Origin of the sequence: Thermoflavimicrobium daqui (assembly GCF_003313465.1) — a bacterium.
Classification (GTDB): Bacteria; Bacillota; Bacilli; order Thermoactinomycetales; family Thermoactinomycetaceae; genus Thermoflavimicrobium; species Thermoflavimicrobium daqui.
This window is the reverse complement of sequence record NZ_KZ845664.1, coordinates 354,426-373,037: the sequence shown is the minus strand read 5'-3', so window position 1 is coordinate 373,037 and position 18,612 is coordinate 354,426. Positions and strand designations below refer to the sequence as shown.

Genomic DNA, 18,612 nt, shown 5'->3' with positions numbered 1-18,612 from the left:
CTATACAAAAACTTAGCAAGGCTAATTGTTTAGGTTGGAAATAAAATTCTGAATGTTCCCTATAGCGCGTTTGGCATAGCGTTCAGTCCGTTCTTTCTTTGAACGAATTCGCTCCTCTAGTGGAGAAAACAAACCAAAATTCGCATTCATCGGTTGAAAATGTTTTGGATCTGCTGTTGTAATATAATGAGCCAAACTTCCTATCGCCGTTGTCGCTGGTGGCACAACTAGCTTTTGATCTGCTACCAAACGTGCCACATTGATTCCAGCAAGCAGTCCAGAAGCAGCCGACTCCACATAGCCTTCAACGCCAGTCATCTGTCCTGCAAAAAAAAGATCTTCTCGATCTCGTATCTGATAAGTTGGCTTTAGTAGCTTAGGTGAATTGATAAAAGTATTACGGTGCATCACTCCATAACGTACAATTTCTGCATTTTCAAGTCCTGGGATTAATTGAAATACTTCTTTTTGTGCACCCCATTTTAAATGTGTCTGAAAACCGACAATGTTATATAGTGTTCCGGCTTGATTATCCTGTCGTAACTGAACGACTGCATAGGGACGTTCCCCTGTATGGGGATTGACTAATCCAACTGGTTTAAGAGGACCAAAAAGAAGCGTCTTCTCCCCTCTTTTGGCCAATACTTCTATTGGCATACATCCTTCAAAATAAATTTCCTTCTCAAATTCTTTTAGAGGGGCTACTTCTGCAGACACAAGAGCATTATAAAATCGCTCAAACTCTTCTTTGTTCATTGGACAGTTTAAATAAGCAGCCTCTCCTTTATCATAACGAGATGCAACGAAAACTTTATTCATATCAATGCTATCTTTTTCGATAATTGGAGCTGCAGCATCATAAAAATATAGATATTCTTCTCCTGTTAAAGCTTTTAGTTGATCAGAAAGTCGATCGGAAGTAAGTGGTCCTGTAGCAATAATAGTGGGACCGTGAGGAATCTCAGTTACTTCATCTGTAATAACCTCGATCATCGGATGTTGATGTAACGTTTGGGTGATCTCCTCAGAAAAATTCTCCCGGTCAACGGCTAATGCTCCACCAGCAGGTACTGCATGTTTATCTGCTGATTTTATAATTAATGAATTGAGATAACGCATTTCCTCTTTAAGAATCCCAACAGCATTATTTAAACTATTGGATCGTAATGAATTACTACAAACTAATTCCGCAAATTGTCCACCACGATGTGCGGGTGTTCTTTTCTTCGGTCGCATTTCATACAGACGAACAGGTATTCCTCGCTCCGCAATCTGCCAAGCTGCCTCACTTCCAGCTAGCCCTGCTCCTACTACAGTTACTTGCTGTTTAGTCATGATGCTCATCCCCTTAATTTTTTAATTCTTCATAATCACAATTTGTACAAATAATCATGGTCTCTTTCTTTTTCTTTTTTTCCACTAAAAGACTGTTACATTTTGGGCAAGGTCTAGCTACAGGCTTATCCCAGGATACAAAGTCGCAGTCGGGATATCGATTGCAACCATAGAATAATCGATTTTTCTTCGTTTTTCGTTCCACAATCTCTCCTTGCTGACAATTTGGACAAGTTACCCCTGTAGACTTAAGAATAGCTTTAGTAAAGCGACATTCTGGAAAAGCTGAGCACGCTAAAAACTTTCCAAAGCGACCGAATTTATATACCATCGGACTTTGGCACTTCTCACATAGCTCATCGGAAACTTCATCCACAATCTCTACTTCTTCCATTTCTTTTTCGGCATAAGTTAAACGTTCTTTAAATGGGTTATAAAATTCATCTAAAATTTCAACCCAATCGGTTTTTCCATCTTCAATTTGATCCAAGTCTTCTTCAAGATGTGCCGTAAACTCCACATTTAGAATTTCTGGGAAAAATTCCTCCATCAACTGAATAACGATTTCACCTAACTCTGTAGGTACAAATCGTTTTTCCTCTAAACGAACGTACCCTCGTTTTTGGATGGTGTCCAAGGTTGGGGAATACGTACTTGGGCGTCCAATCCCTTTTTCTTCCATCGTTTTAACAAGACGAGCTTCTGTATATCGTGGAGGTGGCTGGGTAAAGTGTTGTTTGGGCTCAATATTTTCACGTTTAAGTGTTTGACCCGCTTGTAAAGGAGGTAAGAATTTTTCTTCCTCGTCACGCTTTATGTCATCATTTCCTTCAACATATACCTTCATAAATCCAGCAAACTTCACTTTTGATCCAGTAGCCCGAAATAACGCTTTCCCAACTGTAATATCTACAGAAACCGCGTCTAAGATCGCTGGTGCCATTTGGCTGGCAACAAAGCGCTCCCAAATGAGCTTATATAGACGATACTGATCACGTGATAAGTATTCTTTTAACATCTGTGGAGTTCTCATGGCAGAAGTTGGGCGAATCGCTTCATGTGCGTCTTGTGCACCCGATTTTTTCTTATATGTCCGAGGCTGCGTAGGAATAAAGTCTTCTCCATAGGTTTTGATAATATAATCGGTTGCCTCTTTTTGTGCTACCTCCGAAATTCGTGTAGAATCAGTACGCATATAAGTGATTAATCCTACTGTACCTTCTTTCCCAATATCAACTCCTTCATAGAGTTGCTGTGCAACCGCCATCGTTTTTTGAGTGCGAAAATTGAGCTTCCTTGCTGCTTCTTGTTGGAGCGTACTCGTAATAAATGGTGGTGAAGGTTGACGTTTTCTTTCACTCTCCTTAACCTGTTCCACTACAAACCGCTTTCCCTTGATTTCTGTAAGGAGTTTCTCCACATCTTCATTTGATTTCAGTTCTACTTTTTTTTGTTCGTATCCATGAAACTTGGCTTCAAGCTGATCTTTTCCAGCCAATAAATGAGCTGTTACGGTCCAGTACTCTTCCGGCTTAAAATTACGAATCTCACGTTCCCGATCAATAATAAGCTTCACGGCGACCGATTGAACTCTTCCAGCACTTAATCCCTTTTTAACCTTCTTCCATAACAATGGGCTAATACCATAGCCCACTAAGCGATCAAGTATTCTTCGGGCTTGTTGGGCATTTACCAAATCCAAATTAATTTGACGTGGATGTTTAAATGCTTCCTTAATCGCTTGCTTCGTAATTTCATTAAATACGACACGACACTTCTCATCAATAGGTAGGTCTAAACTATGTGCTAAATGCCAAGCAATCGCTTCACCTTCACGGTCGGGGTCAGCAGCTAGGTAAACTCGCTTCACTTTTTTCTTAGCATCACGAAGCTCTTTAAGCACATCCCCTTTTCCCCGAACCGTAATATACTTAGGTACAAAATGATTTTCTATATCGACCCCTAATTGACTCTTGGGTAAATCCCGCACATGTCCCATCGAAGCTTTCACAATATATTTTTTTCCTAAATACTTTCCAATTGTTTTTGCTTTAGCAGGTGATTCAACGATAACCAACGAATCGGCCATCAATCGTACCTCCTCTCATAACTTTGTTTCTATATGAAGCACTCTACCATCTTCTATTGTTTACCTATTGTTCACACTCGTATTTGTTACAATACCAAATTTAGAACATGCTCGGCAAGCTTCTTCCATTTTATATAAAGTTTAAGTACAGTGAACCACTTTCTTTTTTAGTCCTCTGGGATAGATTTAGCCCTATTCTTAGAATAGTACATATTACATATTTTGATCCCCGCTTTTAATCAGACCAAGAATCAGAGCACCTAGCAATTTTCCCTTATAAGGACAAGTGGTGTCTTAAGAATGATGAGATCAAAGAAGTTCTATGAAATGATTCAAACGCGGGATCCTTGATAGACATCATCAGTCACACGATCAAAACTTCACTATCATCCATTATTATGCAATTCCACATCCTGTTTCTATTTACGTACATAATAAGATCCTGGAAGTTGAATGATATCTCCTTTTAGTTGCAGTGATAAGAGGGTTTGGTGTATTTCTCCAATCAACATTTCTTCTTTTAGTCGCTCGATAATGATCGTGATTTGTTGAGGCTCCGTTGTAACACATTGAAGTACTTTCTGTTCCTTTTCATTCCATACGGATATTTCTGCTCCGCCTTTATGTTTGACTTGATATTGACGTGGGATATAGGGATACTCCTCAAGGATATCTTCGATATTCGTCACACATTTCGCCCCTTGTTGGATTAGTCTTAAAGTCCCTTGACTTTGCTCATTGCCTACTTGCCCCGGAATGGCAAATACTTCTCGTCCTTGCTCCATACTATAATTAGCAGTAATCAGAGAGCCACTTCGCTCTGCAGCTTCTACAATAACTGTTCCCATACAAAGTCCACTAATAATTCGGTTACGCTGGGGAAATAATCCTGGGTGTGGCTGTGTTCCTAGTGGCATTTCAGATATGACCGTACCATGTTGTATTAACTCCTCATATATAAAACGATGGTTTTTGGGATAAATAACATCCACACCTGTTCCAAGTACAGCGATCGTCTTTCCTGCCGCTTTTAAAACCGTTCGATGTGCTTCAACATCAATACCATATGCCATTCCACTTACAACTCCCCATCCACTAGCCACGATTTCTTCACAGAGAAAACGTGTAGTCTTAATTCCATAAGCAGTGGGTCTTCTCGTTCCAACAACAGCTAAAAGATAATCAGTTAATAATGCCGGATCTCCTTTCATGTATAAAACCCAAGGCGGTTGAGCGATTTCTCTGAGTAAATCTGGATAATCCTCATCCCAAAGAGTTTGTGTTATTATTTTTCTTTGCTTCAATTCCTCATTAACTTGTCTGATAAAGGTCGGACTCCAGTTTCCTCTAAGAAATTCAATTGATTTTTTAGATATTTTACTTGTTGACAAAAAATCAAGCAGCTCTGTAGTCAGCTCTTGGTCTGGTGACCAATCCATCTTCAACATCTTATCAATCGTATGCCAGCCAATTCCTTTGATCTGCCGAAGTGCAATGAGTCCTTCTCGTCTTTCCATATCATCACCTAATTTTTCCAATTAAAATGAAAGAAAAAAGGAACCTAAGGCTCCTTAGTCATTTCAAGTATGTATTGCTTCAAAAGACAATCAAATACATTTGGCGGAATTATAGGAAAATCCTGCAAATATTTCAATTTTCATCTGCTGTAATTTAGATCAATTGAAATCAGAGTTTATGAATAAAAAACCTAACATCCTAGTAAACGAGGATGTTAGGTTTTTTATGATCTGGAAAAGATATCCAAGGTTCATCTGATCCATCTTAGTTTTTAGTAATACATTCCCCTAGCATACCTTTTTCTTCTAGCACCCGAACCAAGGTTTCGCCGATTACCGCTGGTGTTGATGCCACACTTACACCGCATTTTTCAAGAGTAGCGATTTTTTCAGCAGCTGTTCCTTTTCCACCAGAGATAATCGCACCTGCGTGTCCCATTCGTTTTCCAGGAGGTGCAGTTTGACCACCAATGAAGCCAACAACTGGTTTTGTCATATTAGCCTTAATCCATTCAGCAGCTTCTTCTTCTGCTGTACCACCAATTTCCCCAATCATAATAACCGCTTTGGTATCTGGATCCTCTTCAAATGCTTTTAGGCAATCGATAAAGTTTGTACCGTTTACAGGGTCTCCACCAATTCCTACAGCAGTTGATTGACCAATACCACGAGTAGTCAGCTGATGAACAGCTTCATAAGTTAAGGTACCACTACGTGAAACAATACCCACATGACCTGGAGTATGAATATACCCTGGCATAATTCCAATTTTGCACTCTCCGGGTGTAATGACACCTGGGCAGTTAGGTCCAATTAATCGGGTTTTCTTTCCTTCCATAAAGCGTTTTACTTTCACCATATCCAACACAGGAATTCCTTCGGTAATACAAACGACAAGATCTAGCTCAGCATCTACAGCTTCCATAATCGCATCTGCTGCAAATGCTGGAGGAACATAAATTACCGAGGCATTCGCACCTGTTTCAGCTACGGCTTGCTCTACTGTATTAAATACAGGTACTCCTTCAACGACCATGCCACCTTTTCCTGGTGCTGCTCCAGCAACTACCTTCGTACCATATTCTAATGCTTGTTTGGTATGGAAACGTCCAGTTGCCCCTGTGATATTTTGAGTGATTACTTTCGTATCTTTATTGACAAAAATACTCAATCGAGACCCGCCTTTCTCCCTCTGGTTAAATTGGTTATTTTTATCTTCTTAGCTATTTTTTACCAATTCGACAATTTTCTCCGCACCATCTGCCATTGAATCAGCTGACACAATATCTAAACCAGATTCATCTAAAATTTTCTTACCCAATTCCACATTCGTTCCTTCTAAGCGAACAACAAGTGGACGGTCTAACTTAATTTGTTTAGCCGCCTCGACAACCCCTGTTGCAATGACGTCACATTTCATAATGCCACCAAAAATATTGACAAAAATTCCTTTTACATTTTCATCGGATAGAATAATTTTAAAAGCCTCTCTTACTTTATCTTCGGTTGCCCCACCACCTACATCAAGGAAGTTAGCTGGTTCTCCATTGTAATGCTTAATAATATCCATCGTAGCCATCGCCAAACCGGCTCCATTAACCATACAACCGATGTTTCCATCTAATGCAATATAGTTTAGATCATACTTCGATGCTTCGATCTCTTTAGGATCTTCCTCATCTAAATCTCTTAGCTCTAAAATATCTTTGTGACGGAATAACGCATTGGAATCAAAATTCAACTTGGCATCCAGTGCCATAACACGACCATCTTTCGTAGTGACAAGTGGGTTGATCTCTGCTAAGGAGCAATCTTTGTCCACAAATGCTTGGTATAAACTAAGCATAAATTTCACAGCATGATTTATTTTATCTTGAGGAATATTGATGTTATAAGCTAGACGACGAGCTTGGAATGGTAACATTCCTACTGTAGGATCAATAACTTCTTTGAAAATTTTCTCGGGTGTTTTAGCAGCTACTTCTTCAATCTCTGTGCCACCTTCTTCAGACCCCATCATGACCACCCGCTCGGTCGAACGATCGATCACAACACCGATATAGTATTCTTTATCGATCGGGCATCCTTCTTCAATTAATAAACGCTTGACTTCTTTACCTTCTGGACCTGTTTGATGTGTTACTAAAACTTTTCCTAGCAGTTCGTCCGCGAACGCACGAACTTCTTCTAGGCTACGAGCTAGCTTCACTCCACCGGCTTTACCGCGTCCACCAGCATGGATTTGCGCTTTAACAACCCATAAATCTCCTTCTAATTTTTTGGCTGCTTCCACCGCTTCATCGGCAGTAAAAGCAACATATCCATTTGGAACGGTAACACCATACTCTTTTAGAACCCCTTTACCTTGGTACTCATGTACGTTCATTCCCGATCCTCCAATCAAAAATGTCTTTTGCTCCATGTATTTTGCCAAACTTACTACGTAATATGTAAAAAATATCCATAAAAAAGAATGATACATTCCATCGTAGTTTGGCTCACAAATGCAAGTATAGCGCATGGCATGGGGATTTGCCAACATACCAATCTAACGTTTTTTTTCGTATCAAAAAGATAAAATGTCAAATTAGCATTTACCTCCATGACATAGGCTTATATCTAGATTTTTGGCTTCGAGTTCATGCTAATTCTAAATCCTATGTCAACTCTATAATTTCAATCATCTACAAAAAGAAAAGACCAGTTATACACCAGCCTTTTCTTCAGCTTAAGTATTACATATAGAATTTAACTACAGTTAAAACAATAAAAATCAAGAATAAAATACCAAATGACCAGCTTACTCCATTTACAAGATAAAGTGCATCATAAGATTCTTTTTCTGGTGCTTCGTGTTGCTTACTCAACGTAAAAACCTCCTACTTCTTTCATCTAAGCCAACAGACTATAGATCAATCCCAGTATACCACGCTTTATCTGAAACGAAAACGTTATCCTATACAAGAATCTAACAAATCCGTGTAAGTGGTAAACCTGATCGTGATGACTTGATCACAGTGGTATAAAAATGTCCACTTAATCCATATTATATGAAGAAATTGTTTTTTGCATGTACATCGATGATTCATCAGTTTTTCTAAAAGAGGTATTTGCATTAATGAAGCAATTATGGAGGTATAACGATGCTAAGAATAGCCAAACGCTTATTTCCACTCCTAATCTTTCTTTTCATGATTTCCCTTTACCCTTATCCTGCATTAGCTAGTCAGCCTACATCTACCGCTCGAGATATTCACCTCTTCACAGTCGAATATAAGGCTAAAATAAATGGAAAAGAAGCCGAAGTTTATCGCTTTGATCCAGGACAAGTTATCATCCAAAAAGGAGAAACAATTGCTTTACATATTCATGGATTTCATGGGAAGGAACACCATTTTTCCATTCCCAAACTTAATATTCAAGGAATCGTGCAAAAAGGAAAAACCTCGGTAGTAACTTTTCAAGCTAAGCAAGTAGGAACTTTTGAGCTCATCTGCCATAATCACTATACGACTCAACAGCAAGGACCGATGATCGGATATATTACGGTGGTAGAGGGTTAACCTTCCCCCTATTTTCATTCATCTCTTTTCTATCATGAAGCACAGGGCACTCCCTGTGTTTTTGCTTTTATAAATGTTAGAATAGAGTTAGTTTTTTATCCATCGAGGTGATCAAGTGGAAATCCGCTTTCAAACTCCCTATCAATTTTTATTTATTCATCAAAATGTGAAGCATTTATTATTATTATGGAAAAAAGAAAATACAAAACAACTTTACATCGTCGAAGAAGAGAATACTTCGCTTGTTCTACGCTACCCTGGTGAAACTTATGTTGAAATGATTTTAGATCAAGTCGAGCCAGTCTTTTTTCAAGAGCTCGAAACAGAAGAAGCCACTTTTTCTGTAGCATTGGGGGCAACTTTTTCTTTTCAAGACAAACTCATCGGAATGTACTATGCGCCAGATAATCCTAGTGAGCAGCTATACTTCTTTGAAATTCAGGAAGATAAAATCGTGGAGATCTCGGACGAAGATTATCCAGTGATTGTACAACATTTTATCAAAGAATTTCCAGACTATATAGCAAATGAAGCTTAAACAGGAGCGATCAAGATGAAAATTCAGTTACAAACTCCTATCTGCCAATTACTACAAATTCGTTATCCTATCTTTCAAGCAGGGATGGCAGGTGGCATTACCACTCCTGAAATGGTAGCAAGTGTATCTGAAGCGGGTGGTCTCGGGTCATTAGGTGCTGCATATCTATCGCCGGAAGAGATTCGACAAGCCGTACGTACCATTCGTCAATATACGCAAAAACCTTTTTCAGTGAATCTATTTGCATTGGAAATGAAAGACGATTTTTCTAGACTAGAGGAAGTAGAGCAAGTTCTTCAGCCATTTTATGAAGAATTAAACATCCAACCTCCCTCTCCACCTCTACAAATCCCCAACCGCTTCACTAAACAAATCGATGTTCTCCTTGATGAGAAGGTACCTATCCTTAGCTCTGCACTTGGTATCTTTCCCGATGAAGTGATCAAAGAAGCTCATAAACAGGGGCAGTTTGTCTCAACTATGGTAACTACAGTGGAAGAGGCTATACTCGCTGAAGAAAAAGGATCTGATTTTATCGTAGCACAAGGTAGCGATGCAGGGGGACATCGTGGAACTTTTACTCTAAAGCACCATCCGATGGGGGCCAATATTGGAACATTCTCACTGATTCCCCAAATTGTCGATCATGTACATATCCCCGTTGTCGCTGCAGGTGGAATCATGGATGGAAGAGGTCTGGTTGCGGCACTTGCTCTTGGTGCACAGGGAATCCAACTTGGGACCCGTTTTTTAACGACCATCGAATCAGGGGCGAATGCCACTTATCAAGAAGCATTGCTGACCAGTACAGAAGAAAGTACCGTCTTAACTACTGCTTTTACTGGAAGACCTGCTCGCGGCTTACGTAATACATTGATTGACCAATTTGAAGCAACAGGTGTCCCACCCCTTCCATTTCCCAGCCAACATGCCCTAACCAGCCCTATTCGTCAAGCAGCCTCACAGCAGAAAAAAGCTCAATTTTTATCATTGTGGGCTGGACAAGCAACACATCTCCTGAAACAAGGACAACATGCACATGAAGTCGTTCAAGAAATCATCCGCGAAGCACAAGAAATCATCGAATAACGATTAAAAAATGAAGACTTTGTCGGATCAGCTAATTATATGCAAAGGCTCTGACGAATCATTGCTTCATCAGAGCCTTTCAACAATAGTCTTTATTCGCCTTCTTTTTGAAGCTCTTTTTGCACGAGCTTAATATTCTCCTCATGAAATGGTTTCATCCCCAGAGGGAAAGGATATTGCGCAAAATACTTTTCTAACCATGCCAGATTATGATGAGCAACTGCATCTCTTAAATTACGAATGTATTCTAACCCTTGATCTTTCCGTTGAATCATTTCTGCTTGGCTTGATGTCACTTGACCATGCCCAGGAATAAGCAATCGAATATCGTGATTATTTAGAACCAATTTAATCTTATGTAAAGTCTGTTCGTAAGCTTCACTGCTATGATAAATATAAGGAAACTCGATGTTGGAAAGGTAATCGCCTGCGATAAAAATCCCAAGTGGCTCCACAATACAAAAGAGACCATCCAGTGTATGACCTGGAGCTAAGTAAAAAGTAAGTTGCGTCTGACCGACCTGGATTACTTCGCCATCACGAGAGATTTTATAATCAAATCGAGGAAAAGTAACAGGATAGTTTCGCTTTAAGTAATATTTCTGGTCAAAAGCATGGATTTGCTGAATAGCTGTTTGCTTCACTTCATCGGATAACGTTGCAGTCAGATGATTTCCAATCACCTTCGCATCTGAAAAAGCACCATATCCTAAAATATGATCAAAATCGTGATGAGTAAATAGCAAATATACTTCTCTTCCCTGCCGAATTTGCTCTACTTCTCTCTGAATCGCTAAGACTTCATCAGGTAGCCAAGTTGGATCTACGACAAGTACAAGATCTTCTGTAGTAATTACAGTAGATGTTGTTTAATATAGAACACTTTGAAAAACGGTAACATTTTTTGTTTTATACTGGATCATACTCTCACCTTCTTAAACAATTCACTTTTATTATGTTTCTTTTCCTTCTCAAAAGCAACAAAAAGACTCAGCTTATTCATATTAGCCGAGTCTTTTTCAAAAATTATCATCAGTCAAAAATAAAGCGCTTTCAATCCAAGTGTAAAACTAACCTTCTTCATCATCAAAACCTAAACAACCTTCTTGATCTTTTAATTGTTGCGCCAGCTTTAAAGCTACTTCTGTTGATTTAATAAGCTCCTCTTTTTCTTTTTGTTTTCGTAAAGCTAATGCTTTATGAAAGTGCTCTAATGCTTCGTCATAACGCCCTAATTCCATCAAACATTTGCCAATATGCTGTAGTGCAAAGTCATAGTAGAAATATAGTTCATCACATTGAGTTAAATCTTTGACTTCTTGAAAACATTCTAGTGCCTTGTCATATTGGCTTCCATATTTATAAGCCTCTCCAAGGCGAATCAAAGTTCGAGACAAAATAGCCGGATTCCCGATTTGACGAGCCAACTTTTCTGCTACGGTAAGATACTCGATCGCTGGCTCTGGCTGGTCAAGCACCCGATACGCATTTCCTAAATAACTATTAATAAAGAGAAGGACTTTTTGATTCCCCTCATCGTATGGTTGCCTTTCTATATTATAAAGCAATTTCTTTGCTATACGAATCGCGCTTTCCAACCCCGCTTGATCCGTAGCTACCTCCCGATAATATCGATCTGGATCAAATCGAGTAAACAAAGACAGATTCGGCAAAGTCTCTTTGAGTCCATAAAGATGCATTTTATTTTTCGCACTCCAATCAATCCGTTGATAAAATCATGGAATTTATTCGGGAGTACATAAATAGAATACATTGGTATTCTGAATTCAGTATACTACATAATTTATTTTCTATCTACCAATTATAAAATCTGACTTAATATCTTCATATTTTATATATAAATTCCTAGTTTTTTTTAACAAAAATTTACACATTGGAATATGTAACACATAAAAGTCTTTTTTTAGAGATTCTATCAAAGATTCGCTTCTTTTATTATGTTTATTTATCTATTTTTCCAAGAATAGTTAGCCGCATATGGCATATAAAAAACTTTTGCATAGCATATGGTAGAAAATCAAAAAGGAGGTAAATAGTTTTATGGGTAAAAAATTTAGGCATGACTCCAGCTCTAGCTCGGACTGCCACAAGCACAAAAAACGTAAAAAACATCATAGCTCTTCTAGCTCAGATTGTCATAAGCATAAAAAACGTAAAAAACATCATAGCTCTTCCAGTTCAGACTGTCATAAGCACAAAAAACATCATAGCTCCTCCAGTTCAGACTGTCATAAGCACAAGAAACACCACCACAGCTCCTCTAGCTCAGACTGTCATAAACACAAAAAACATCATAGCTCCTCCAGTTCAGACTGTCATAAGCACAAAAAACATCACCATAGCTCCTCTAGCTCAGACTGTCATAAACACAAAAAACATCATAGCTCTTCCAGTTCAGACTGTCATAAGCACAAAAAACATCATAGCTCCTCCAGTTCAGACTGTCATAAGCACAAGAAACACCACCACAGCTCCTCTAGCTCAGACTGTCATAAGCACAAGAAACGTCATCATAGCTCTTCCAGCTCAGACTGTCATAAACACAAGAAACATCACCATAGCTCCTCGAGCTCAGACTGTCATAAACACAAGAAACATCACCATAGCTCCTCGAGCTCAGACTGTCATAAACACAAGAAACGTCGCCATAGCTCCTCTAGCTCCAGTTCTAGTTCGAGCACTATCTTTAGCTCGGATTGCTAGTTTTTGTTTCATTTTTTGTCAATATGACCTCTTCCATCGGACTGGAAGGGGTCTTCCTATATCAGGAGGTGAATAGATTGACGAATCAACTTGTACAAACAGCTATCGAAAAATATAATCTTCCTCCAGTTACAAAATTTAAGATTTTACACGATACCAGTAGAACCTTTGTTCTTGCTTTATCAACTAAACAAAAAACCTATGTACTCAAAGGGATATATATTTCTGAAGGTCACCAGCAGTTTATATTAGAAGTAGAAAATCACTTACGAAACAAAGGAATTCGTATTCCAAGAGTCATTCCAACACAAAATAATAAACTATACTTTGTCTATGACCATACTCCATACCTTCTACAAGAATGGGTACCTGGTAATCCATTTCGATATACCAGCGCAAAGTCATACCAACAAATTGCTACTTATTTAGGTCGTATCCACTCTGCTTCTTTAGGTTATCAACCTTCCCAAGCTGATATTGAATCGTCTATCGATTATTGGGAAGAAGAGTATACAGATAAGTTATATTTTATCAAAAAATGGAAGAGGAAGCGATCTCATACGAAGAATGCGAAAAAGAAATGGATTCTTAAGCATATCGACTTTTTCCTTAAAATCGGTAAAGAAGTCAAACATCATTTGCTTCACCTTCCTTATTTTCATGAGCTCCAAAAAACTCCACTTCATCAACAATTTTTATGTCATGGAGATTTCCATCGTAATAATGTCAGAGTCGACGGTGATGAGTGGTATGTCATCGATTGGGAATTTGTTCGATATGATTATCCATCACGGGATATGAATAAGGTGATTTTTAAGATAATGTCTATTGATGAAAAGTGGAACCCTTCAAGTTTCCATGCATTTCTTTCCTCTTATCTAAATGAAAATCCTCTTACTTTTAAACAGCTTGGTCTTCTATATACAGATCTTGCTTTTCCTCATTACTTCTATTTATTTTTATATAAAAAATGGTACCATGACATGGATCTCGATGAAGTCCAAGAGTTTATACAAAGTCAACAGGAAAAAACCTCTTTTATGCTACACATGATGAAAAAGTATATATAACTGGAAGAAAGCGAGTTGTTGGAGTAATTATCTCTAACGCTCGCTCGTTTTTTTTCTATCAATCTGCCTAACAAAAATAGGTTTACCTCTATGGCAAAACTCTTAATTCACTCATATTTTATATAGAATAAGTCTGGAGGTGTTCCATATGAGTTTTAAGGAAAAGGCATCTAAGCGAAAGCGATTAACTATAAACGATGATTATTCATTCGATAAAATATCAATCTCGCGCCCTGCTGATCAAAAAAAACATCGGCTAAAAAAAGCAGATCAAACGATCCAAGAAAAGCTGAATCATTTTAAAGTGACTATAGTCAATAACGATAAAAGCATGACTTTTGATAAACCAATCCCGGAGGGGACCCATATTCTTTTAGAAGGTAATAAAGTCAACGAGCTAAATATAACAGAAGATGGTGACAAGAGAAATCGTAGCGAGGATCATCATGTGAAAGATGTGATAGAGGGTCAGTCAGAAAAGGAAACACGTAGACGCATCGAGGATTTACTCATGGAGTTGGAAGATATAATCGAGGAGTTCTATGATGATGAAGATTAATTCAGCGATTTCACTAGATTCACAGTCTATATAACTATATTTATTCAGGCATAGGAATTGATCTATTTTATCTTTATCGCTGCACCTCTTTCACTCTTACAACATATGATTTATTAACAAAACAAAGTTTACAAAAGCAGACGGAATTAGAAATCTATCTATTTATTCATAGAACCTTACACCAAAATCACTAGACCTGAATAAACTATATAAAGAGTTCGATAAGGTAGAGGAGGTGCAGAAATCATTTGCCGGGGAAAAAGAATAAATATTTCGAAGATATGTCTCGTGCATTCAGCAAGGAGTTGAGTAGACAATTAAGTAAAGAGATAGAGATTCAACTCCAAAAGCTTCTTAGAAAAGAGATCTATTTATACCTAAATGAAATCTTATCTCAAGAAAAAGTGAATGAAATGATAAAAAACTCTTCTTCACGCACTCTCTATCTTATCGATGCTTTAAAGCCTGAAGTTAAAGATAAAGTCACCTTGTCAATCGTTAAGGCTTTAAATAAGGCAATTCAAAAACCAGATTAAATCCTCGCCTCCTTTTTGAGACTGAGAGGATGATTGCCAATGAAACGCTATCCATCACGTTATCGAACGATGCGCTACAAAAAGACTAGGAAAAAATTAAAGGGTCTACGATATCGACTTCATTCAAAGCGTCAACATCGTAGACGACTCCTGTCTCGAAGACGAGAGACAAATGCCACCATCCAAAATATCGCTAGCATTAATGGACCGATTAGTGGATATATCAATATCATTATTCAAATTCCAACCAACTTTGGGAATGCAACAGTTATTAATGATTGCCATGACGCTTCCGTCAATAATAAATCCGGCTAGAAAACTGAGTATTCAAACATACTCCTTGAAAGGAGGTGAATACTATGTGCTTCAGAAGAAGAAGACGTGCATTAAGATTTAGAGGAATTAGCCGGAAAGGTAACATTATCCAACGCATTGTTCTTGGTCCTATCAGCGGTCATGACAACCGTGTAAGAGTCAGACAAAGAAATAGAGGAAATGCAACGACCTTTGATAAAGTTAGAGGCGGCGTAAGCTTAACTAACGATTAAGAGGGCCTACCGCCCTCTTTTTTTTTATAAACATAGCGTATGTTCCGTAAGTAATCGGCTTATGATGAAAAAGAGGTAGAAAATTAGATGGACTGTGGTGGTACTCGAAAATTCTATCGCACCAATCAGTCAATTATATTATGATTAATTCAACCTACCATTTATATACTCCTATTTTTAAGCGAAGCAACTTAAAACCTATGATACCTTATCCATAAGGCACATGATACTCTTTTTGACGCACAAATAAATAAAAAAAGTTGATTAACATATATGTAGAGTAATCCCTAGCATAATTGAATTTATATCCGCTAATAGATATGAAAATAAATACCCAAGGAGTGTAATTAAAGATGCGGCTATTTATCGTCAATCAGGGATCGGGAAGAGGTCGTGGCAAAAAAGTATGGAACAAAATCGAACCCATCTTAAAAGAACGACAAATTGCTTATCAAGTAGAATTTACAAAGTATCCAAAGCATGCTACTGAAATTGTCAAAGCAGTAAATCATACCAACTTACAAGCGGTTATTGCCATTGGCGGAGATGGAACACTTCATGAAGTCGGAAATGGACTAGTTGGTACAGAAATTCCGCTGGGTTATATCCCGGCTGGATCTGGAAATGACTTTGCTCGCGCCGAAAAGATTTCATTGGACCCACTCGAAGCCTTAGAAAGAATCTTAGCTCATCAGGTTCGTAAAATCGATACAGCTAAGCTGGGGCAAAAAATGATGATTGGTTTTACCGGGATCGGTCTGGACGCCTTAGTAGCTGATACAGCAAATAAGTCGGTGCTAAAAAAGCTTTTTCGTAAATTTATCTATTTATTCATTATGATACGCTGTTTATGGACGTATCGACCCTCTCATGTAACGATTACTGTTGATGGACAAACTTATCATTATGATGGGATTTGGTTAATCGCCATCAATAACACTCCCTTTTATGGTGGTGGGATGCAGATTTGTCCCCAGGCACAAAACGATGATGGTTGGCTAGATATTTGCTGTGTAAAATATTGTCGTCGTCGAACCTTATTACGTGTTTTTCCCAGAGTATATCAAGGAACTCATATCGATCATCCCTATGTCTCCATTTACCGTGGAAAAGAGATTCGAGTACAGTCTGAGCAGCCACTTACGATTCATGTCGATGGGGAAATATATGGATCTACCCCACTTGATATGACGATTCAACCTCAATCTTTATTGGTTTTATAGAAGAGAAATCTGTCACGAATATCAATTTGGTTTAATATTATACCAATTTATTATTTACAGAAATTTATTCATGTTATACAATAATATATGATCCACATCACCATATATTTCGTTTATTCGTAGCACTCGTCCCCCCTTCTAAGATCCAAAATACCTGGGAGGTGGAAATTGTGCTGCACATTCGTTCAAAGTGCCCTCGCTGTGGCAGAGATGATTGCTGTGGTAAACCTGACTGTAACTGCAAATAAAAAATTCAATATACAGATAGATCCAGCAAGTCGATGCTGGATCTTTTTCATGGAGTCAGTCCTATAATCTCTTTGAGTTGCTGTAAATTGATATATTGTTTGATCCAGTCTGCTAAATCATCATACACTTTGTCTCGCTCTAGTTTCTGTGTAGAGCCTAGAAGAACCCCTTGTTCGGGTATTCCCTTTTGACGACGTAACTGATTTAACCAGTGAGAGGTAAAATGATCATTATCAAAAATTCCATGTAAGTAAGTTCCCCATACACGTTCATCTATGGAAATAGCACCATCCAATCTCCCATCATCCAAACAAACAAAAGGTCGCTCATCGATCCGTTGTGTACGACCTAAGTGAATCTCATACCCTTCTACTTTCGTTTTTTGGCCAAATTCAGCTAGAATTTCTCCAGATACTCGAATCGTTTTCTTTTGTGGAACAAACCAGGTTTTAAGTTGAAGTAGATTAAGACCAGGTTCTATCACTCGTTCATTCGATTCAATCTGATCCTCATCGATCAGTTTCTCTCCCAACATTTGATATCCACCGCAAATGCCTACTACCTGACTTCCTTGTTGATGTAATCGTAATATCTCATCTGCAAGCCCCGTTTCACGAAGCCAGTGTAAGTCTTCGATAGTATTCTTTGTTCCAGGTAGAATAATAACGTCAGGTTGCTTTAATTCTTGCCGCGACTTGATATAGCGAATATAGACATCGGGCTGATTCCATAACGGTAGAAAATCGGTAAAATTAGAAATACGCGGAAAGCGAATGATAGCGATATCTAACCCATTCCTATTTCTTTGCTCATGCTTTGATTTAAATTGCAGACTTTCTAATGCCATCGAATCTTCTGGATCTACTTTCATCTCCATATAGGGTAAAACACCTAATACTGGAAGTCCTGTCTCTTGCTCTAGCCATGTTATCCCAGAATCAAGAAGTTCTTTTCGTCCACGAAATTTATTAATGATAAACCCTTTAACTCGTTTTTTTTCATCAGGATCTAGTAAAGCCAAGGTGCCAATAATCGAAGCAAATACGCCACCTCTTTCAATATCTGCGACAAGAATAACTGGAGCTTTTGCTAATTTGGCTACACGCATATTTGCAATATCGCGATCCTTTAAATTGATTTCTGCTGGACTTCCAGCTCCTTCAATGACTAACAGTTCAAATGATTGTGCTAAACGGTCTAATGATTCTTGAACAGGCTGTAACATTTTTTCTAATACTTGTGCACGATAAGTTCCAGCCTCCATATCCGCAAAGTGGCGTCCGTGTACCACCACTTCAGAAACCATTTCACCTTTGGGCTTAAGTAAAATCGGATTCATATCGACCAACGCTTCGATCCCAGCAGCTTCTGCTTGAACACCTTGTGCACGACCGATTTCTTTGCCATCTTGGGTCACATATGAATTTAATGCCATGTTTTGTGATTTAAATGGTGCTACACGATATCCTTGCTGATAAAAGTAACGACATAAGGCCGTACATATGACGCTTTTCCCAACATCGGACCCTGTTCCTTGTAACATAATCGCTTTCATTGATGTCATCCTTCTAG

General features: G+C 38.4%; 17 protein-coding genes. 8 read left to right on the top strand and 9 right to left on the bottom strand.

Going from position 1 to position 18,612, the window contains the following annotated elements:
- Nucleotides 1–21: 21 nt before the first annotated feature.
- The 6 genes from trmFO to DL897_RS18805 form a co-directional block, all read right to left on the bottom strand.
- Nucleotides 22–1,335: an FADH(2)-oxidizing methylenetetrahydrofolate--tRNA-(uracil(54)-C(5))-methyltransferase TrmFO gene (gene trmFO, locus DL897_RS04780; RefSeq protein ID WP_113657999.1), complete on the bottom strand. Its 1,314-nt coding sequence runs from the start codon at nt 1,333–1,335 to the stop codon at nt 22–24.
- Between the two features lie 13 nt (nt 1,336–1,348).
- The gene (gene topA / locus DL897_RS04775; protein WP_113657998.1) at nt 1,349–3,424 is read right to left on the bottom strand and encodes a type I DNA topoisomerase; all 2,076 of its coding nucleotides are present in this window, start codon (nt 3,422–3,424) and stop codon (nt 1,349–1,351) included.
- A gap of 419 nt (nt 3,425–3,843) precedes the next feature.
- The gene (dprA, locus tag DL897_RS04770) at nt 3,844–4,941 is read right to left on the bottom strand and encodes a DNA-processing protein DprA (RefSeq protein ID WP_145962196.1); all 1,098 of its coding nucleotides are present in this window, start codon (nt 4,939–4,941) and stop codon (nt 3,844–3,846) included.
- 265 nt (nt 4,942–5,206) lie between these two features.
- Nucleotides 5,207–6,112: a succinate--CoA ligase subunit alpha gene (sucD, locus tag DL897_RS04765; protein ID WP_113657996.1), complete on the bottom strand. Its 906-nt coding sequence runs from the start codon at nt 6,110–6,112 to the stop codon at nt 5,207–5,209.
- Nucleotides 6,113–6,160: 48 nt separating this feature from the next.
- Nucleotides 6,161–7,327 carry an ADP-forming succinate--CoA ligase subunit beta gene (gene sucC / locus DL897_RS04760; RefSeq protein ID WP_113657995.1) on the bottom strand — a complete coding sequence of 389 codons (1,167 nt, stop codon included), beginning with the start codon at nt 7,325–7,327 and terminating at the stop codon, nt 6,161–6,163.
- 349 nt (nt 7,328–7,676) lie between these two features.
- A complete protein-coding gene (locus DL897_RS18805; protein ID WP_276308553.1) occupies nt 7,677–7,808 on the bottom strand; it encodes a hypothetical protein in 132 nt (43 codons plus the stop codon).
- A gap of 276 nt (nt 7,809–8,084) precedes the next feature.
- Between DL897_RS18805 and DL897_RS04755 the strand changes: the two genes are divergently transcribed.
- From DL897_RS04755 to DL897_RS04745, 3 genes are all read left to right on the top strand, one after another.
- Entirely contained in the window at nt 8,085–8,504 is a 420-nt protein-coding gene (locus DL897_RS04755) for a cupredoxin domain-containing protein (RefSeq protein ID WP_113657994.1), read from the top strand.
- Nucleotides 8,505–8,619: 115 nt separating this feature from the next.
- Entirely contained in the window at nt 8,620–9,042 is a 423-nt protein-coding gene (locus DL897_RS04750; RefSeq protein ID WP_113657993.1) for a hypothetical protein, read from the top strand.
- 15 nt (nt 9,043–9,057) lie between these two features.
- Complete coding sequence (locus tag DL897_RS04745) at nt 9,058–10,131, top strand: NAD(P)H-dependent flavin oxidoreductase (RefSeq protein ID WP_113657992.1); 1,074 nt, start codon at nt 9,058–9,060, stop codon at nt 10,129–10,131.
- 92 nt (nt 10,132–10,223) lie between these two features.
- Here the strand turns inward: DL897_RS04745 and DL897_RS04740 are convergent, their stop codons facing one another.
- Both DL897_RS04740 and DL897_RS04735 read right to left on the bottom strand, forming a co-directional pair.
- Nucleotides 10,224–10,985, bottom strand: coding sequence for an MBL fold metallo-hydrolase (locus tag DL897_RS04740; RefSeq protein WP_113657991.1), 762 nt, complete (start codon nt 10,983–10,985; stop codon nt 10,224–10,226).
- A gap of 216 nt (nt 10,986–11,201) precedes the next feature.
- Nucleotides 11,202–11,831, bottom strand: a complete 630-nt coding sequence (locus DL897_RS04735) for a tetratricopeptide repeat protein (protein ID WP_113657990.1) — start codon at nt 11,829–11,831, stop codon at nt 11,202–11,204.
- A 1,101-nt stretch (nt 11,832–12,932) separates the two neighbouring features.
- On the opposite strand from DL897_RS04735, the gene DL897_RS04725 reads away from it, so the two are divergent.
- From DL897_RS04725 to DL897_RS04700, 5 genes are all read left to right on the top strand, one after another.
- Nucleotides 12,933–13,925, top strand: coding sequence for a CotS family spore coat protein (locus DL897_RS04725; RefSeq protein WP_168188644.1), 993 nt, complete (start codon nt 12,933–12,935; stop codon nt 13,923–13,925).
- Nucleotides 13,926–14,073: 148 nt separating this feature from the next.
- Entirely contained in the window at nt 14,074–14,484 is a 411-nt protein-coding gene (locus DL897_RS04720) for a hypothetical protein (RefSeq protein ID WP_113657987.1), read from the top strand.
- A gap of 248 nt (nt 14,485–14,732) precedes the next feature.
- On the top strand, nt 14,733–15,020 hold the full coding sequence (locus DL897_RS04715; protein WP_113657986.1) for a hypothetical protein: 288 nt from the start codon (nt 14,733–14,735) through the stop codon (nt 15,018–15,020).
- Nucleotides 15,021–15,059: 39 nt separating this feature from the next.
- Entirely contained in the window at nt 15,060–15,335 is a 276-nt protein-coding gene (locus DL897_RS04710; protein WP_113657985.1) for a hypothetical protein, read from the top strand.
- Nucleotides 15,336–15,921: 586 nt separating this feature from the next.
- Entirely contained in the window at nt 15,922–16,791 is an 870-nt protein-coding gene (locus tag DL897_RS04700) for a diacylglycerol/lipid kinase family protein (protein ID WP_113657983.1), read from the top strand.
- Nucleotides 16,792–17,086: 295 nt separating this feature from the next.
- Here DL897_RS04700 and DL897_RS04695 read toward each other — a convergent pair whose 3' ends face one another.
- Nucleotides 17,087–18,595 carry a cobyric acid synthase gene (locus tag DL897_RS04695; RefSeq protein ID WP_113657982.1) on the bottom strand — a complete coding sequence of 503 codons (1,509 nt, stop codon included), beginning with the start codon at nt 18,593–18,595 and terminating at the stop codon, nt 17,087–17,089.
- Nucleotides 18,596–18,612: the final 17 nt, after the last annotated feature.

What these genes read in the sequence shown, in the direction of transcription:
- sucC (WP_113657995.1), bottom strand. Translation starts at nt 7,327, where the DNA reads ATGAACGTACATGAGTACCAAGGTAAAGGGGTTCTAAAAGAGTATGGT.
- DL897_RS04695 (WP_113657982.1), bottom strand. Translation starts at nt 18,595, where the DNA reads ATGAAAGCGATTATGTTACAAGGAACAGGGTCCGATGTTGGGAAAAGC.
- DL897_RS04735 (WP_113657990.1), bottom strand. Translation starts at nt 11,831, where the DNA reads ATGCATCTTTATGGACTCAAAGAGACTTTGCCGAATCTGTCTTTGTTT.
- DL897_RS04720 (WP_113657987.1), top strand. Translation starts at nt 14,074, where the DNA reads ATGAGTTTTAAGGAAAAGGCATCTAAGCGAAAGCGATTAACTATAAAC.
- dprA (WP_145962196.1), bottom strand. Translation starts at nt 4,941, where the DNA reads ATGGAAAGACGAGAAGGACTCATTGCACTTCGGCAGATCAAAGGAATT.
- DL897_RS04710 (WP_113657985.1), top strand. Translation starts at nt 15,060, where the DNA reads ATGAAACGCTATCCATCACGTTATCGAACGATGCGCTACAAAAAGACT.
- DL897_RS04745 (WP_113657992.1), top strand. Translation starts at nt 9,058, where the DNA reads ATGAAAATTCAGTTACAAACTCCTATCTGCCAATTACTACAAATTCGT.
- DL897_RS04755 (WP_113657994.1), top strand. Translation starts at nt 8,085, where the DNA reads ATGCTAAGAATAGCCAAACGCTTATTTCCACTCCTAATCTTTCTTTTC.
- trmFO (WP_113657999.1), bottom strand. Translation starts at nt 1,335, where the DNA reads ATGACTAAACAGCAAGTAACTGTAGTAGGAGCAGGGCTAGCTGGAAGT.
- DL897_RS04700 (WP_113657983.1), top strand. Translation starts at nt 15,922, where the DNA reads ATGCGGCTATTTATCGTCAATCAGGGATCGGGAAGAGGTCGTGGCAAA.
- topA (WP_113657998.1), bottom strand. Translation starts at nt 3,424, where the DNA reads ATGGCCGATTCGTTGGTTATCGTTGAATCACCTGCTAAAGCAAAAACA.